The sequence below is a fragment of the Streptomyces sp. BHT-5-2 genome, from assembly GCF_019774615.1.
Taxonomy (GTDB): Bacteria; Actinomycetota; Actinomycetes; order Streptomycetales; family Streptomycetaceae; genus Streptomyces.
Map to the genome: position 1 here is coordinate 4,772,702 of NZ_CP081496.1, position 14,271 is coordinate 4,786,972.

At 72.3% G+C, this 14,271-nt stretch carries 15 protein-coding genes; 8 read left to right on the top strand and 7 right to left on the bottom strand.

The genetic code is table 11. The annotated features are described in order from the left end of the window. Positions 1–111 precede the first annotated feature (111 nt). Entirely contained in the window at positions 112–846 is a 735-nt protein-coding gene (locus tag K2224_RS21170; RefSeq protein WP_260692862.1) for a VOC family protein, read from the bottom strand. Between the two features lie 290 nt (positions 847–1,136). On the opposite strand from K2224_RS21170, the gene K2224_RS21175 reads away from it, so the two are divergent. The 4 genes from K2224_RS21175 to murJ all read left to right on the top strand — a co-directional run bounded on the left by K2224_RS21175 (position 1,137) and on the right by murJ (position 6,605). Beyond that, entirely contained in the window at positions 1,137–3,554 is a 2,418-nt protein-coding gene (locus tag K2224_RS21175) for a SpoIIE family protein phosphatase (protein WP_221908089.1), read from the top strand. A 103-nt stretch (positions 3,555–3,657) separates the two neighbouring features. Beyond that, positions 3,658–3,849, top strand: a complete 192-nt coding sequence (locus K2224_RS21180) for a hypothetical protein (RefSeq protein ID WP_221908090.1) — start codon at positions 3,658–3,660, stop codon at positions 3,847–3,849. A gap of 105 nt (positions 3,850–3,954) precedes the next feature. After that, the gene (locus K2224_RS21185) at positions 3,955–4,461 is read left to right on the top strand and encodes a DinB family protein (RefSeq protein ID WP_221908091.1); all 507 of its coding nucleotides are present in this window, start codon (positions 3,955–3,957) and stop codon (positions 4,459–4,461) included. A gap of 374 nt (positions 4,462–4,835) precedes the next feature. Continuing rightward, entirely contained in the window at positions 4,836–6,605 is a 1,770-nt protein-coding gene (gene murJ, locus K2224_RS21190) for a murein biosynthesis integral membrane protein MurJ (protein ID WP_221908092.1), read from the top strand. A 19-nt stretch (positions 6,606–6,624) separates the two neighbouring features. Here the strand turns inward: murJ and K2224_RS21195 are convergent, their stop codons facing one another. Then, on the bottom strand, positions 6,625–6,858 hold the full coding sequence (locus K2224_RS21195; protein ID WP_221908093.1) for a hypothetical protein: 234 nt from the start codon (positions 6,856–6,858) through the stop codon (positions 6,625–6,627). Positions 6,859–7,119: 261 nt separating this feature from the next. Between K2224_RS21195 and K2224_RS21200 the strand changes: the two genes are divergently transcribed. Beyond that, on the top strand, positions 7,120–7,494 hold the full coding sequence (locus K2224_RS21200; RefSeq protein WP_221908094.1) for a VOC family protein: 375 nt from the start codon (positions 7,120–7,122) through the stop codon (positions 7,492–7,494). Between the two features lie 135 nt (positions 7,495–7,629). Here K2224_RS21200 and K2224_RS21205 read toward each other — a convergent pair whose 3' ends face one another. After that, positions 7,630–8,370, bottom strand: coding sequence for a bifunctional 2-polyprenyl-6-hydroxyphenol methylase/3-demethylubiquinol 3-O-methyltransferase UbiG (locus tag K2224_RS21205; protein WP_221908095.1), 741 nt, complete (start codon positions 8,368–8,370; stop codon positions 7,630–7,632). A gap of 72 nt (positions 8,371–8,442) precedes the next feature. After that, positions 8,443–8,901: an Lrp/AsnC family transcriptional regulator gene (locus tag K2224_RS21210; RefSeq protein WP_221908096.1), complete on the bottom strand. Its 459-nt coding sequence runs from the start codon at positions 8,899–8,901 to the stop codon at positions 8,443–8,445. Between the two features lie 170 nt (positions 8,902–9,071). Here K2224_RS21210 and K2224_RS21215 point away from each other — a divergent pair, with 170 nt between their 5' ends. Further along, complete coding sequence (locus tag K2224_RS21215) at positions 9,072–9,716, top strand: AzlC family ABC transporter permease (protein WP_221909856.1); 645 nt, start codon at positions 9,072–9,074, stop codon at positions 9,714–9,716. Further along, complete coding sequence (locus K2224_RS21220; protein ID WP_221908097.1) at positions 9,709–10,038, top strand: branched-chain amino acid transporter permease; 330 nt, start codon at positions 9,709–9,711, stop codon at positions 10,036–10,038. Before K2224_RS21215 ends, K2224_RS21220 begins: the two co-directional genes overlap by 8 nt. Positions 10,039–10,123: 85 nt before the next feature. Here K2224_RS21220 and K2224_RS21225 read toward each other — a convergent pair whose 3' ends face one another. Continuing rightward, positions 10,124–10,789 carry a nitroreductase gene (locus tag K2224_RS21225; protein WP_221908098.1) on the bottom strand — a complete coding sequence of 222 codons (666 nt, stop codon included), beginning with the start codon at positions 10,787–10,789 and terminating at the stop codon, positions 10,124–10,126. Between the two features lie 127 nt (positions 10,790–10,916). On the opposite strand from K2224_RS21225, the gene K2224_RS21230 reads away from it, so the two are divergent. Next, the gene (locus K2224_RS21230) at positions 10,917–11,795 is read left to right on the top strand and encodes a DUF2268 domain-containing protein (protein ID WP_221908099.1); all 879 of its coding nucleotides are present in this window, start codon (positions 10,917–10,919) and stop codon (positions 11,793–11,795) included. A 55-nt stretch (positions 11,796–11,850) separates the two neighbouring features. On the opposite strand, the gene K2224_RS21235 is transcribed toward K2224_RS21230, so the two are convergent. Both K2224_RS21235 and K2224_RS21240 read right to left on the bottom strand, forming a co-directional pair. Continuing rightward, on the bottom strand, positions 11,851–12,726 hold the full coding sequence (locus K2224_RS21235) for a GNAT family N-acetyltransferase (RefSeq protein WP_221908100.1): 876 nt from the start codon (positions 12,724–12,726) through the stop codon (positions 11,851–11,853). Positions 12,727–12,758: 32 nt separating this feature from the next. After that, entirely contained in the window at positions 12,759–14,210 is a 1,452-nt protein-coding gene (locus K2224_RS21240; protein ID WP_221909857.1) for an amino acid permease, read from the bottom strand. Between the last annotated feature and the right edge of the window lie 61 nt (positions 14,211–14,271).

Consider the following 14,271-nt stretch of genomic DNA (forward strand, 5'->3'; position numbering starts at 1 on the left):
GCCCCACTCGTCACAAGAATGCAGAGCCGTCACATCAGCCTCCGGTGGGGTCGTCAGCAGCGGGAAACGCGGCCCGGTGGGGCGGGAGTTGCCGCTCCCTCGCCGCCGGCATCAGTCCGGTGGCCCCGGGCCGGTCACGGTGAACAGCCCGCCGTCCGGATCGCGCACCATCGCGCGGCTGCCGGTCCCGTCCCGGGTCGCGGTCACCGGGGTGACGGTGCCGCCGGCGTCCACCGCGGCCTCGGTCACCGCCGGGACGTCCGGCACCCGGAAGTGCACATGCCACTGCGGCCGCACCCGCGGATCCGGGGCGGCCTCCACCGCCCCGCCGCGCAGCGCCGCCACCACATGCGTCCCGTCGTGCACGATCACCTGGTCGTGCTCGTACGTCACCTGGCAGCCGCCAGGTTTCTCCGACGCCCAGTCGAAGACCTCGGCGTAGAAGATGGCCGCGGCGAACGCGTCCCTGGTGCGCAGTTCCAGGATCGCCGGGGCGTGGCCGGTGCCCACCGACCAGGCCAGCGTCTGCCCCTCCCAGAAGCCGAAGGTGGCTCCGTCGCGGTCCGCGGCGAGGGCGGCCCGCCCCGGTCCGAGCTTGAGCGGCCCCACCGCGACCGTGGCACCGCGCTCCCGGATCCGGGCGGCGGCGTCGTCGGCGTCCGGCACCGCGAAGTACGCGGTCCAGGCCACCGGCACCTGGAAGCTCGGCGCCAGCGCCCCGATCCCGGCGACCGGCTCCCCGTCGTGCAGGGCGACCGAGAACTCCTCGCCGAGGCTGGCCGAGCGGAACTGCCAGCCCAGCACGGCTCCGTAGAAGCGATGGGCGGACTGCAGGTCGCTGGTCATCAGGCTCACCCAGCAGGGCGCGCCGCGTACCGGAGCGGTCGGGCGGGGCGACGGCATCGACATCTGCCTCCTGGTGCTCGGGCCGTTCGACGGGTGAACGTGGGTCAGCCCGCGCGGGTCGGCGTGGATCGCGGCCGGGTCCTCGGCGCCCCCTCCCACTGTGCCAGCGACCGCCCGGCCCCGCACCAAGGGACGCCCGCCCCGCCGGTCGCCCGCTCGGTGCAGGGCCGGTTGTGCGGCTCGATACCGGGCTCGATGCTGGAGGTACCGAACCGGGCTGGGTTGATGCCATGAACGCATGGAACGCGGCGACGAGCGCCGACTTCCGTGGTCCCCTCGACGTCACCAGGGCGGCCACGGCGGTCCTGGACGCCCGGGGGCTGGTGATCGGGTGGAGCGCGGCGGCCCGGAAGCTGCTGGGCTACGCACCGGAGGAGATCGTCGGCCGGCCCGCCGCCACCTTCCTGCCGGGCACGGCCGACCGTGCCCCGGGCCCCACCGAACCGTCGGCCCCGGACATGTCCCACATCGAGGCCCGCACCGCACGGCACGCCGACGGCCACCGGCTGCCGGTGGCGATCACCATGTGCCCGCTGGCCGACGCGCTCCAGAACGCCGCGGCCGGCCCGGCCCGGGTGCTGGTGGCGACCGGGCTCGACGACCTGCGGCGGTGGGAGGCGCGCCAGGCGATGCTGCACGGGCTGGCGACGCAGTCGCCGGTGGGGTTGGCCATCTACGACAACGACCTGCAACTGACGTGGTTCAACAGCTCGTACGGGCGGGAGATCGGGCTGCCGCTGCGGCAGTTGATCGGCAAGCGGGCGAACGAACTGTATCCGGGCGAGTTCGTGACCGAGGGCTACCCGCACGCGCTGGAGGCGGTGATGCGCCATGTGCTGGCGACCGGCGAGCCCTTCGTCGATCTGCACTTCGTCGGCGAGCAGCCCACCGATCCGGGCACCGAGCACGTCTGGTCCTGCTCCTACTACCGGCTCCAGGACCCGGACGGGCGGGTGCTGGGGGTGTGCGAGGACTCCTTCGACATCACCGACCGCTACCAGGCGCAGCGCCGGCTGAACCTCCTGGTGGAGGCCGGCCGGCGGATCGGCACCACGCTGGACGTGGTCGGCACCGCACGGGAGGTGACCGAGGTCGCGGTCCCGGACTTCGCGAGCACCGTGACCGTCGACCTGGTGCGCTCGGTGCTGGAGGGCGGCGACCCGGAGCCGGACGAGGCCGGGATGCCCGAACTGGTCCGGGTCGCCGCCCGCTCCCGGGACGACCCGCCGGACCGGCCGCCGACCCCGCCCCACCCGGTCGCCTACCGGCGGGGCATGCTGCCGTACCGGAGCCTGTCGTCGGGCGGGCTGATCCGCACCGAGCGGACGATCGTGGTGCCGCTGCGGGCCGGTGGCCCGCTCATGGGGCTGGTCACCTTCGACCGCGGCGACAGCCCGCGGGTCTTCGACGGCGGCGAGGTCGACCTGGCCGACGAACTGGTCGTGCGGGCCGCGGTCTCCATGGACAACGCCCGCCGGTTCGCCCGGGAGCACACCGCGGCGCTCACCCTCCAGCGCGATCTGCTGCCCCAGCACCTGCCCCCGCAGTCCGCGGTGGACGCGGCATACCGCTATCTGCCCAGCGACGACCGGGCCGGGGTCGGCGGCGACTGGTTCGACGTGATCGGGCTGTCCGGCACCCGGGTCGGACTGGTGGTGGGGGACGTGGTCGGGCACGGTCTCCAGGCCGCCGCCACCATGGGGCGGCTGCGCACGACCGTACGGGCGCTGGCCCGGATGGACCTGGCGCCCGACGAGCTGCTCGGCCGGCTCGACGACCTGGTGGGGCAGGCCCCGGAGGAGCGCGCCGCCGGGGGCGCGGCGGAGCCCGGCCCGGGCGATGTGACACCCGGGGTGACCTGCCTCTACGCGGTCTACGACCCGGTCTCGCGGCACTGCACGATGGCCCGGGCCGGGCATCCGCCGCCGGCGATCGTGACGCCCGGCGGCGCGGTGTCCTTCCCGGACCTGCCGGCCGGGCCGCCACTGGGGCTGGGCGGCCTGCCGTTCGAGTCCTGGGAGACCCAGCTGCCGGTGGGCAGCCTGCTGGCACTGTTCACCGACGGGCTGCTGCGCGACCGGGAGCGGGACGTCGACGCCGGACTGGCGATCCTGGGCGAGGTGCTGCGGGCGGACGCGCGGCCACTGGAGGAGCTGTGCGACCGGGCGCTGGCGGAACTGCTGCCGGGCGGGGCGACGGCCGACGACGCGGCGCTGCTGCTGGTGCGGACCCGGGAGCTGGACGCCCGGCAGGTGGCCGCCTGGGAGCTGCCCGCGGAGCCGGCCGCGGTCGCCACCGCCCGGGAGCTGGCCACCGGGCAGCTGGCGCGGTGGGGCCTGGCGGAGCTGTCCTACGCGACCGAGCTGATGGTCAGCGAACTGGTCACCAACACCGTGCGGCACGCGTCCGGACCGGTGCACCTGCGGCTGCTGCGGGATCTGGCGCTGGTGACGGAGGTGTCCGACACCGCCCACACCTCGCCGCACCTGCGGTACGCCGCGAGCGACGACGAGGGCGGCCGGGGGCTGTTCATCGTCGCGCAGCTGGTGCAACGCTGGGGGACGCGGTACACGCCGTCCGGCAAGACGATCTGGACGGAGCAGGCGTTCCCGGCGGACTATCCGGGGGCTCCGCGGCCGGTGGGCTGAGCAGGCGGGCCGGTGTACGCCGTGCGGGTCGGCGAAGCCGGTCCCATGATGGAAACCACCAACGAGGTCCCGGCACTCGGCGGGCGAGGAAAGAGGAGGACCTGTGACGACCAATGGCAGTGAGACCCCGGCCCAGCAGCGGCCAGCGGAGCTGTACACCGGTAGCGAACGGCCCTTCGACGCGGAGGACCTGGTCAGGGCGTCCGGGCGCGAGCCCACGCCGCACAGCCTGGCCTGGGCCCAGCGCCTGATCGATGAGAAGGGGCGGGCCGCCATCGAGCGGTATCTGCCCTAGTGGTGGCGGTGCGGCGGTGACGCCGCGCCCCGTCCGTCCGGCCCGGAGGCGGCGGCCCCCGGGCCGCGGCATGCGCGGTGCGACCCACCACTACCCTCTCGGTACATGACAATCGAACGGATCGATCCGCCCTCGCAGGCCGGTGAGCGCGAGATGCTCCGCGCCTACCTGGACTTCCACCGGGCCACCCTGGCGATGAAGGTCGAGGGGCTGACCGACGAACAGCTGCGGCGGCGCTCGATGCCGCCGTCGACGCTCTCCCTGCTCGGCCTGGTGCGGCACCTGGCCGAGGTGGAGCGCACCTGGTTCCGCCGGGTGGTCAACGGCGAGGACATTCCGCTGGTCTGGTCCGAAGAGGGCGACTACCAGGCCGCGTTCGACGACGGCGAGTCCACCGGCGCCTCGGCGCTCGCCACCTGGCAGACGGAGGTGGCGCACTCCCGGCGCATCGAGGAGGCCGCCGAGTCCCTGGACATCACCGCCCACCAGCCCCGGTGGGGCAAGGACGTCTCGCTCCGCCTGATCATGCTGCACATGATCCACGAGTACGCCCGGCACAACGGCCATGCCGACTTCCTGCGCGAGGGCGTGGACGGGGCCACCGGCCCCTGAGCCCCGCGGCGGACGCCCGCAGCCGCCCACGGCCGTCCGCACATACGACGAGGTCCCTTCCCCACGCGGGAAAGGGACCTCGGCTGCTTCTCCTGAGCGCCCGGCCGGCCTTGCACCTGCATCTCCCACCGGTTGGTGGACGTCTTTCCTTGGACCACGGACGCGCGACTCCCGTCCGCAGGACCGGAGTTCGTCCATGATCATAGCGGACTTCCGGGCCCCGTTTCGCCAGGCGGACTTCCGGCCGAACATGGCCGAAGATGACGGAAACGCCCCTGCCCGCGACGGTCCGCGAACGGCCGGCCCGCGCGGGATGCGAGGGTGTGCAGTCCAACGACGGGCCGTGGGGCCCGCCCTGACGAGGAGGAACAGGCATGGCCGCGCCGAGCGAAGAGGCCCACGGACCGGGAGGGCCGCGCAGCCTTCTGCCGGACGACACCCTGCCGCTGCGCCCGGCCACCGCGCAGGCCACCGCGCCCGCCCCGGCACCCGAACCCGAACCGAAGGGCGGCACCGGCCGCCTGGGCAGGTCCAGCGCCCTGATGGCGGCGGGCACGATCGTCTCCCGGATCACGGGATTCCTGCGCACGCTCGTCATGGCGGCCGCGATCGGCGTCAGTACGCTCAACGACTCCTACCAGGTCGCCAACACCCTGCCGACGATGATCTACGTGCTGGTGAGCGGCGGGGCGCTGAACGCGGTGTTCGTCCCGCAGCTCGTCCGCGCCATGAAGAACGACGAGGACGGCGGCGAGGCGTACGCCAACCGCCTGCTCACGCTCGTCGTCATCGTCCTCGCCGGCGTCACCACGCTCGGCGTCCTGGCCGCTCCGCTGCTGGTGCGCATGATGTCCCCGGACATCGCCGCCGACCCCCAACGCATGGCCCTCACCGTGGCGTTCGCCCGCTACTGCCTGCCCACCATGTTCTTCATGGGACTCCATGTCGTGCTCGGGCAGATCCTCAACGCCCGCGGCCGCTTCGGCGCGATGATGTGGACCCCGGTCCTCAACAACGTCGTCATCATCGCCGCCTTCGGCGCCTTCATCTGGGCCTTCGGCAGCTTCACCGACTCCGGCGTCAGCGCGGCGACCATCACCCCCGAGGGCGTCCGGCTGATCGGCCTGGGCACCCTGCTCGGCCTGGCCGTCCAGGCACTGGCCATGCTGCCGTACCTGCGCGAGGCCGGCGTCCGGCTCCGCCCCCGCTTCGACTTCCGCGGCCACGGCCTGGGCAGGGCCGTCGGTCTGGCCAAGTGGACGCTGCTGTTCGTGCTAGCCAACCAGCTCGGCCTGATCGTCGTCACCGAGCTCGCCACCAAGGCGGGCGCCCTCGCCGAGCGCGCCGGCCACCCCGGCTCCGGCATCACCGCCTACAACTACGCCTACCAGATCTGGCAGATGCCGCAGGCCATCATCACCGTCTCGGTCATGACCGCCGTGCTGCCACGGATCTCCCGCGCCGCCCTGGACGGCGACGCCGCCGCCGTCCGCCACGACATCTCCTACGGCCTGCGCACCTCGGCCGTCGCCGTCGTCCCCTGCGCCTTCGCCTTCCTGGCGCTGGGCACGCCGATGGCCACCCTGCTCTACGCCGGCTCGGGCAGCGAGGGCGCCCAGGGCATCGGTCATGTCCTGATGGCCTTCGGCCTGGGCCTGGTCCCCTACTCCGCGCAGTACGTCGTCCTGCGCGGCTTCTACGCCTACGAGGACACCCGCACCCCCTTCTTCAACACCCTCGTCGTCGCCGCCGTCAACGCCGCCGCCTCCGCGCTGTGTTACGTCCTCCTCCCCGCACACTGGGCCGTGGCCGGCATGGCCGCCTCCTACGGCCTGGGCTTCGCCGTCGGAATCGTCGTCGCCTGGCGCCGGCTGCGCAGCCGACTGGGCGGCGACCTGGACGGTGCGCGCGTCCTGCGCACATACGCGCGCCTGTGCGCCGTCTCCGCACCGGCCGCGCTCGCCGCCGGAGTCACCGCCACCGCCCTGCTCCACGCCATGGGCAGCGATGCCCTGGGCTCCCTGACCGCCCTGGCCGCCGGCACGGCCGTCCTCCTCGCCCTCTTCCTCGTCCTCGCCAAGCTGTTCAAACTCCCCGAACTCGACGCGATGTCCACCATGCTCCGCAGCCGCCTCGGCCGCTGACCCCGACCGGACCGCCCGGTCATGGCCGGAGCTCCTGCCAGGCCAGCTCCTTGAGCGCCATCCGGGCGGCCGGGGCATGGCCGGGGATGTCGGCCCAGTACGGATGCGTGGCGATCTGCACGGAGAGCCGCTGAAGTCGGCGGCGCAGCACGGCAGTCCGCGCCGGGCTCTCCTCGGCTGCGAGCTCTTGATAGGCGGCGTACCAGGCGGACTGGGCCCGGACGAGGTCACTGGGAAAGGCGTAGTTCGTCACACCAGAAATTGCATCACGTGTTCGAATTCCGGCGCAGCACTCACACGAGTGAATGCGCCGGCGCCACCGCCCTACGCCACTGGTTCTTGGACGCGTACCGGCGGCCCTCCACGGACGCGAGTCCGCGATGGAGGCGAGCCCGCGACAGCTCGGCGGCCGATCCACGCAACGCACCGCCGCGCATGTCCGCCGCGGCGGTGGGAAGGACCAGTCCCGTACGAGGGAGTCCCGGAAGTGGCCGAGGAACGAGGGGAGTCGGAAGTGATTCGAAGGCTGCAGGCGGTCGCGCTGGACTGCGCCGATCCGGTACGGCTGGCGGAGTTCTACGCGGGCCTGCTCGGCGGCCGGGTGGTCGCTAAGCCGGAGGAGCCCGACTGGGTCGAGGTGCACGGGTTCGAGGGAACGCCCCTGGCCTGCCAGCGGGTGGACGGCTACCGGCCGCCCGAATGGCCCGGCCACCGGTATCCGCAGCAGCTCCACCTGGATTTCGACGTGGACGACCTCGACGGGGAGGAGAAGCGGGCGCTCGCCCTCGGCGCGACCGTGCTGGAGCGGACGGACCAGCTCCGCCCGGAGGCCAACTGGCGGGTCTACGCGGACCCGGCCGGCCATCCGTTCTGCCTCTGCCTCCACTGAGCCCTTCGGGCCCACCACGGCGACCCGGTCGGGGACCGGGTCGCTTCAGCTGATCGCGGACCTGCACGGACCTCAAGCCGCTCGTGCCACGGGAGTGCGCTGCGCCCGCGCCCCGTGGCCTTCTCGTACCCGGCGTCACGGGCCTTCGGCGGCCGCGATCAGGAAGTTGGGCAGGTGGACGTAGCTCGTGATGCCGGGGGTGGTGGCCTCTTCCTCGCGGGCCGCACGGGGGTCGAGTCCCGGCTCGGCGATCTCGCGCAACCGGCAGCCGAGGGCGGCGAGTTCGTTGAGATAGGCCGAGAGCGGACGGTGGAAGTCGGGGGCGTGGGTCCGGGCGAGCCGGTACTCCTCCAGATAGCGGCGCAGGCGGTAGTCGCCGTGCTCGCGCCACGTCGACAGCAGCTGTTCAAACGCCGGGTGGTTGACGGAGAAGAGGAACAGTCCGCCGGGGCGCAGCGCCTCGACGCAGGCGCGCATGGCCGGTTTCCAGTCCGGGACGGCCGGCAGCACCATGCTGCACACCACGGCGTCGAACGGACCGCCGAGGTCCGGCAGCCGGGTCAGATCGGCCTGGACGTACACGATGCCCTGGGCGCGGGCGCGTTCCTTCTCCTGTGCGTAGCCGAACATCGTGTCGGTGGGCTCGACGCCGGTGACCTGCGCGCCGCGGGCGGCGAGCAGACGGCTGAAGTAGCCGTGCCCGCACCCCGCGTCCAGGATGCGGCGCCCGTTCACGTCGCCGAGCATCCGCAGCAGCACCGGGTTGACCAGATGGCGTTTGGCGAAGTCGCCGTCGGGCTCCATCGCCTCCAGGGCCGCGCGGGGAATGTCGTTCCACTGCCGGATCGCCGCGTCGTTCGTCGGTTGCGTGGTCACCGACCGGAGCGTAGTGCGGTCGGGGCGGCCGCCCGTGAGAGGCAAAGCGGCCAACCGGCGGACCGGGCGGGCTCACAGCTCGGTCTTGATCTTCTTCATGGTCAGATGGGACTCCACCCGCAGCACCCCGCGCAGACCGGTCAGTTTGCGGGTCAGGAACGCCTCGTAGGCGGCGTGGTCGGCGACCGTCACCCGCAGGAAATAGTCCGGCCGCCCGAAGAACCGCCGCAGTTCGACGACCTCCTCGTAGGCGGCCACCGTGTTCTCGAACTCCTCGACGGTCTCGCGGTCAGTGGCGTACACCTCGACGTCGACCAGCACCTCCAGGCCGCGGCCGACCGCGGCGGGGTCGATGACGGCGCGATAGCCGGCGATGACACCGCTCTCCTCCAGGCGCTTGACCCGGCGCAGACACGGCGGCGGCGTCAGTCCGACGCGTCTGGCCAGTTCGACGTTGGTCAGCCGCCCGTCCTGGCGCAGGTGAAACAAAATTTCTCGATCAAGGGAATCAAGGTCGATTTCATTGCCCATGGGGCGATCATAGAGGCACAATCAGCAACCAAATAAGATCCATTTCGTCCTAAAATTGCGGCATGGCGATACCCTCGGTCACCGCCGACGCTCCCGTCGGGCCCGCGCCTCCCGCCCCGTCGTCCCGGACGCCGCCCCAGTCCCGGGCCGCCTTCAAGGACTCCGCCTCGGTGGGCCTGGGGCTCGTCCCGCTGGGCATCGCCTTCGGTGTACTGGTCACCCACTCCGGCCTCGCCTGGTGGTGGGCGACCTTGTTCGCCACCCTCATCTACGCCGGCTCGTTCGAGTTCGTGCTGGTCGGCCTGGTCGGCGCGGTCGCCCCGCTGGCGACGGTCGCGCTGACCGCCCTCCTCGTCAACATCCGGCACGTCTTCTACGCGCTGTCCTTCCCCCTGCACCGCGTCAGGGGCCGCGCCGCCAGGACGTACAGCACCTTCGCCCTCACCGACGAGGCGTTCGCCCTGACCACCGGCGAGCAGGCCCGCTCCTGGCCCAGCGGCCGCATTCTGTGGCTGCAGGTGTTCATGCACCTGTACTGGGCCGGCAGCGCCACCGCCGGGGCCCTGCTCGGCTCGCTGATCCCCCAGAGCGTGCAGGGCCTGGACTTCGCACTGACCGCCCTGTTCACCGTCCTGGCCCTCGACGCCATCCGGGACCGGCGGGGCGACCTGCCCACCCCGGCCCTGGCGCTGCTCAGCGCGCTGGCCGCCCGGCTGGTCTTCCCCGACCAGCTGCTCCCGGCCGCGTTCGGCCTGTTCACCGCGGGTCTCCTGACCCGCCGCTTCGTTGCCGAGCGGAGGCGCGCCGATGCCTGACATCCCGTACCTCGTCGCGGCGGTCGCGCTCTCCGCCACCGTCACCTGGGGGCTGCGCGCCCTTCCCTTCGCCGCCCTCGCCCCCCTGCGCGCGAGCCGGACCGTCCAGTACCTCAGCCGCGGCATGCCCGCCGGCGTCATGGTCATCCTGCTCGTCTACTGCCTGCGCGACCTGCCGCTGACCGAGCCGCGCGCCCTTGCCCCGCTGGCGGCGCTGGCCGTCACCGTCGGCCTGCACCTGTGGCGCCGCAACGCCCTGCTCAGCATCCTCGGCGGCACCACCGTCCATGTGGTCCTGGCCAGCACGGTGTTCGCGCACTGAGCACCCGGCGCCGGTCGCGTGAGCCGGGCGGGGGCCGCGGGCGGCGGAGTGCGAGCGGCGTCCCCGCCTGCCCGCGGCCGGAAGTTCAGTCGCCGAGGAACGTGACCGTCTCGGCGAGCGGAGCCCGGTCGGTCCGGGCCCAGGCGACGGCGGTGTCCTCGAAGCCGATCGACAGCCCGCAGAAGAGGATCATGCCCTCCGGCGGGGAGACGATCTCCGCGACCGTCCCGTGGTAGACCGACCAGGCGATCTGCGGGCAGCTGTGCAGCCCTTCGGCGCGGAGCAGCAGCATGACGGTCTGCAGGTACATCCCGAGGTCGGCCCACTGGGACGGCCCCATGGTGCGGTCGATGTAGCAGAAGAGGGCGGCGGGGGCGCCGAAGCACTGCCAGTTCGCGGCGACGGCTCGCCGCCGCGCCTCGCCGTCCTCCCGCGGTATGCCCAGGGCTCCGTAGCGCCGCTCGGCGGCGGCCGACCGGCGCTCCTGGTATGGGGGTTCCAGCTCGTCGGGGTACATCTGGTACTCCCGCTCGTCACCGGCGTCCCCGGCGGCCACCCGCGCCGCGGTGCGCTTCTTGAGCAAGGTCAGCGGCTCCCCGGTCAGCACATAGCTGTACCAGGGCTGGAGGTTGGCGCCGGACGGCGAGCGGGCCGCGGCGCCCAGCACCCGCTCCAGCACCCGTCTGGGCACCGGCGCACCGTTGAAGCCGCGCACCGCCCTCCGACTCGTCACCGCTTCGTAGACGTCCACGAGCAATTTCCCTTCCCCTGGGTCCACTTGAACCACAGCAATCTACGTCGGTGCCCCCTGCGGGCCGGCGGGCGGCCCGGCCGACTCGCTTGACCCTCCTGTTACCGGAGGCCCTACGGTCCCGGACATGAAGATCGTTGTTCATGACACCGCGTCCACCATGCTGGAGCTCCTGGAACGGCCCCAGGAGCAGCGGGCGGACGCCCTGCGAGAGATGTTCGAGCCGGTCCAGAGCGTGATGGGCCCGGTGGACCTCGTCGCGATGCACCGGACGGGCGGTGGCTTCCGGACCGACCGCGACGACCCGCGGTATCCGGCCGCCCTGCGCACGATGCGGGAAGCGGACGTGTGGAACCGCGTCGAGGAGGCGCTCACGGCCGCGTGGGAACGGATCGACGGCGCGGTGCCCGGCGTCCGGCACGCCGGGACCGTGCACGTCCAGGTGGTGCTCGGCGATCCCGACAACGAGCACCTGACCGGCCGCAGTCAGGGCTATCTCGGCTTCGGCGGGTTCCCGGGCGCCATCCAGCTGTACATCTGGCCCACCGAGACGAGCCTGCGGCACATCGGCCATGCCGCCGCGCACGAGCTCCACCACAACGTGCGCTATGCGAACGTGGTCTGGAACCCGGCAGCCGTCACCGTCGGCGAACAGGTCGTCGCCGAGGGACTCGCCGAGGCGTTCGTGCGGGAGCTCTACGACGAGCAGGCCATGGGCCCGTGGACCCGGGGCCTGACCGGCTCCGCGCTGGACGCCGCGTACGAGAAGGTCACCGGCGCCGTCGATGTCGCCGGTATGCAGAACCTCCCCCCGTACGTCTACGGTGACGCCACCGCGCGGCTCATGGGGGCCGAGCCCGTGGGGCTCCCGGACTTCGCCGGGTACGCGACCGGGCTGCGGATAGCGACGGCGCATCTGGCGGCGTCCGGGCTGACCGCCGCGCAGAGCGTCGCGCTGCCGGCCCACGAGATCCTCGCCAACGCCGGGGTGCCGACCGGCTCGTGACCGGCCGCGCACGTCGCCGCAGGTACGCCGGCGGCGTGCGGGGCGGTCCCGGTCGTCAGCCCAGTTCGAGGCTGGTGACACCGAAGGTGTGGGCGGCGTCCGCCGCCGGGACCGAGCCGGTGTACATGCGGACGGTGTGGGAACGGGGGGTCAGGCCGCGGGTGGTGGCCAACGTGTGGGCGGGGGTGTTGGGTTCGGGGATGTCGAGGGTGACCTCGTCGTCGGGGTCGAGGTGGGCGGTGAGGGCGTCGAAGAGGGCCTCGGCGGTCTCGCGGGAGTCGGCGAAGAGCGGGCCGATGCGGTGACCGGACCGGGCCGGGCGGAGCACGCCGTATCCGACGACCTCGCCGTCCCGGAGGTGGACCCGGGAGGTGTGGCCGGGTGCGGTCAGCCAGCGGGTGACGAACTCCCGCCGGTCGGCGGGGAAGCAGCGGCGGTCGTAGGCGGCGATCGCGTCCAGGTGGTCGGCGGCGACCGGCCGGGTGTCCGGGGAGAGCGCGGCGCCGGGGGCGGGGTGGCCGCTGTAGCGGAGGGTGTCGTGGGCGGGCGTGAAGCCGGCGCGCCGATAGGTGTCCTGCTGGGCGGGGACCCCGTCCAGGCCGACGGTCCGGGCCCCGGCGTACGGGAGCGCGGCGCGCCAGGTGGCGAGGCCGAGGCCCTGGCCGCGGAGGTCGGGGGCGACGAGGTAGTAGCCCAGGAAGGCGTAGGCGTCGGAGTAGTTGACGAGGGAGAGGGAGGAGACGGTGCGGTCGCCGCGGCGGCCGAGGAAGAAGCCGCCGGGGTCGGTGGGGTGGAAGCGGGTGATGTCGCCCTCGCCGGGGTTCCAGCCCTCGTCTGCGGTCCAGTCGACGACCTCGTGCCAGAGGTCCAACGGGCCGGCGGATACGGCGAGTTCGCCGGCGGCGGGAGCGGTACGGGTGGTCGGTCGCATCGGGGGTGCGTCCTTTCTGGTGGGGGGTGTGGTCAGATCAGGTCCATCGCGGCGACCTCGTCGGGGCTGCCGTAGCTGACCGGCCCCTGGAAGCGGCGGCGGGCGGTGGCGAACCACCAGACGGTCGCGATCACCAGGACCACCGCCAGTGCGATCGGCGCGTAGTTGAAGGTCGCCGGGGTGACCGGGGACTGCTGCGGCAGCATGAACAGGACGTTGCTGACGGCGATCCACAGCACGGCGATCGCGGCGACGGGCTTGCCGTAGCGGCCGAGGTTCCAGGGGCCGGCCTGGAAGTCGGCAAGTCGCAGGCGGAGGAAGATGGGCACGCCGTAGGAGAGGAAGAGGCCCACGACGTTGATGCTGACGACGGCGGTGAAGGCGGTGTGCGACCACCAGCCGGGGACGACGAGGACCAGCGAGCAGACGGCGGCGAACCAGACGGCCTTGACGGGGGTGCGGGTGCGGTCGGAGACCGAGTGCCACCAACGGGAGCCGGGCATCGCGCCGTCGCGGGAGAAGGCGAAGATCTGCCGGGTGTTGCTGGTCATGTTGGCGAGCCCGCAGAAGAGCATCGCGCCGATGACGATCAGCAGCAGGAACTTCGCGGTGTGCACGCCGAGCGCGTCGGTCAGAATCCGCACCGGCGGGGCGTCGTCCTTCGCGGCGCCGGCGTAGTCGCGGATGGCGTACACCAGGGCGAGCATGAGGATCAGCCCGGTGATCGCGGAGTATCCGATGGCCCGCATGATGCCGCGCGGGGCATTGACCGTCGCCTTCACCGTTTCCTCGGACATGTGGAAACTGCCGTCGAAACCGGTGAAGGTCCAGCTGGTGACGAGCAGACCGAGCATTCCGCCGTAAACGGCGTTGGTGAAGCCGGTGTTGTTGACGAAGTGGGTGGCGAAGGACGGCGCTTGATGGTGCGTCGGAATCAGGGTGAGGGTGGCGACGATGACCACCATGCCGACCAGCAGCCACCACACGGAAATCCGGTTGACCAGCGCGACAAGTCGGACGGTGTAGGTGTTCGCGAGGGCTTGCACCAGCAAAATCGCCGCGGTGATGCCGACGGTCTGCGGGGCGGTGGGCTGATAGGCGGGCCATTGCATGGCGATGAACGCCTGGATGAAGGTGGCGGCGGCGAAGTTGGTGGCCGCGGTGCCACCGACCTGTCCGACGAAGTTGAGCCAGCCGGTGTACCAGGACCAGGCGCCGTGGTGGCGCTTGGCGAGCTTGCCCGCGGAGAAGTAGAGCGCGCCGCTGGTGGGGTAGGCGGAGGCGATCTCGCCCATGGCGGCCCCGACGAACAGCACCATGAGGGAGACCCCGATCCAGCCGAATACCAGGATGCGGGGTCCGCCGGCGTTCAGGCCGAAGCCGAAGGAGGAGAAGATGCCGGAGATGATGTTGATGATGGTGAAGGAAATGGCGAAGTTGTCAAAGGCGCGGAATCTACGGGTGAGTTTCCGCGGATAACCCATGGCGTGCAGCGTGGCATCGTCGTCGAGGGCGGCGGGGTCCAGGCCCTGCGAGGATTTCGAT

Coding starts and splice junctions, on each gene's coding strand:
- K2224_RS21220 (WP_221908097.1), top strand. CDS start 9,709: ATGCCTGACATCCCGTACCTCGTCGCGGCGGTCGCGCTCTCCGCCACC.
- K2224_RS21185 (WP_221908091.1), top strand. CDS start 3,955: ATGACAATCGAACGGATCGATCCGCCCTCGCAGGCCGGTGAGCGCGAG.
- K2224_RS21240 (WP_221909857.1), bottom strand. CDS start 14,210: ATGGGTTATCCGCGGAAACTCACCCGTAGATTCCGCGCCTTTGACAAC.
- K2224_RS21170 (WP_260692862.1), bottom strand. CDS start 846: ATGACCAGCGACCTGCAGTCCGCCCATCGCTTCTACGGAGCCGTGCTG.
- K2224_RS21210 (WP_221908096.1), bottom strand. CDS start 8,901: ATGGGCAATGAAATCGACCTTGATTCCCTTGATCGAGAAATTTTGTTT.
- murJ (WP_221908092.1), top strand. CDS start 4,836: ATGGCCGCGCCGAGCGAAGAGGCCCACGGACCGGGAGGGCCGCGCAGC.
- K2224_RS21230 (WP_221908099.1), top strand. CDS start 10,917: ATGAAGATCGTTGTTCATGACACCGCGTCCACCATGCTGGAGCTCCTG.
- K2224_RS21175 (WP_221908089.1), top strand. CDS start 1,137: ATGAACGCATGGAACGCGGCGACGAGCGCCGACTTCCGTGGTCCCCTC.
- K2224_RS21235 (WP_221908100.1), bottom strand. CDS start 12,726: ATGCGACCGACCACCCGTACCGCTCCCGCCGCCGGCGAACTCGCCGTA.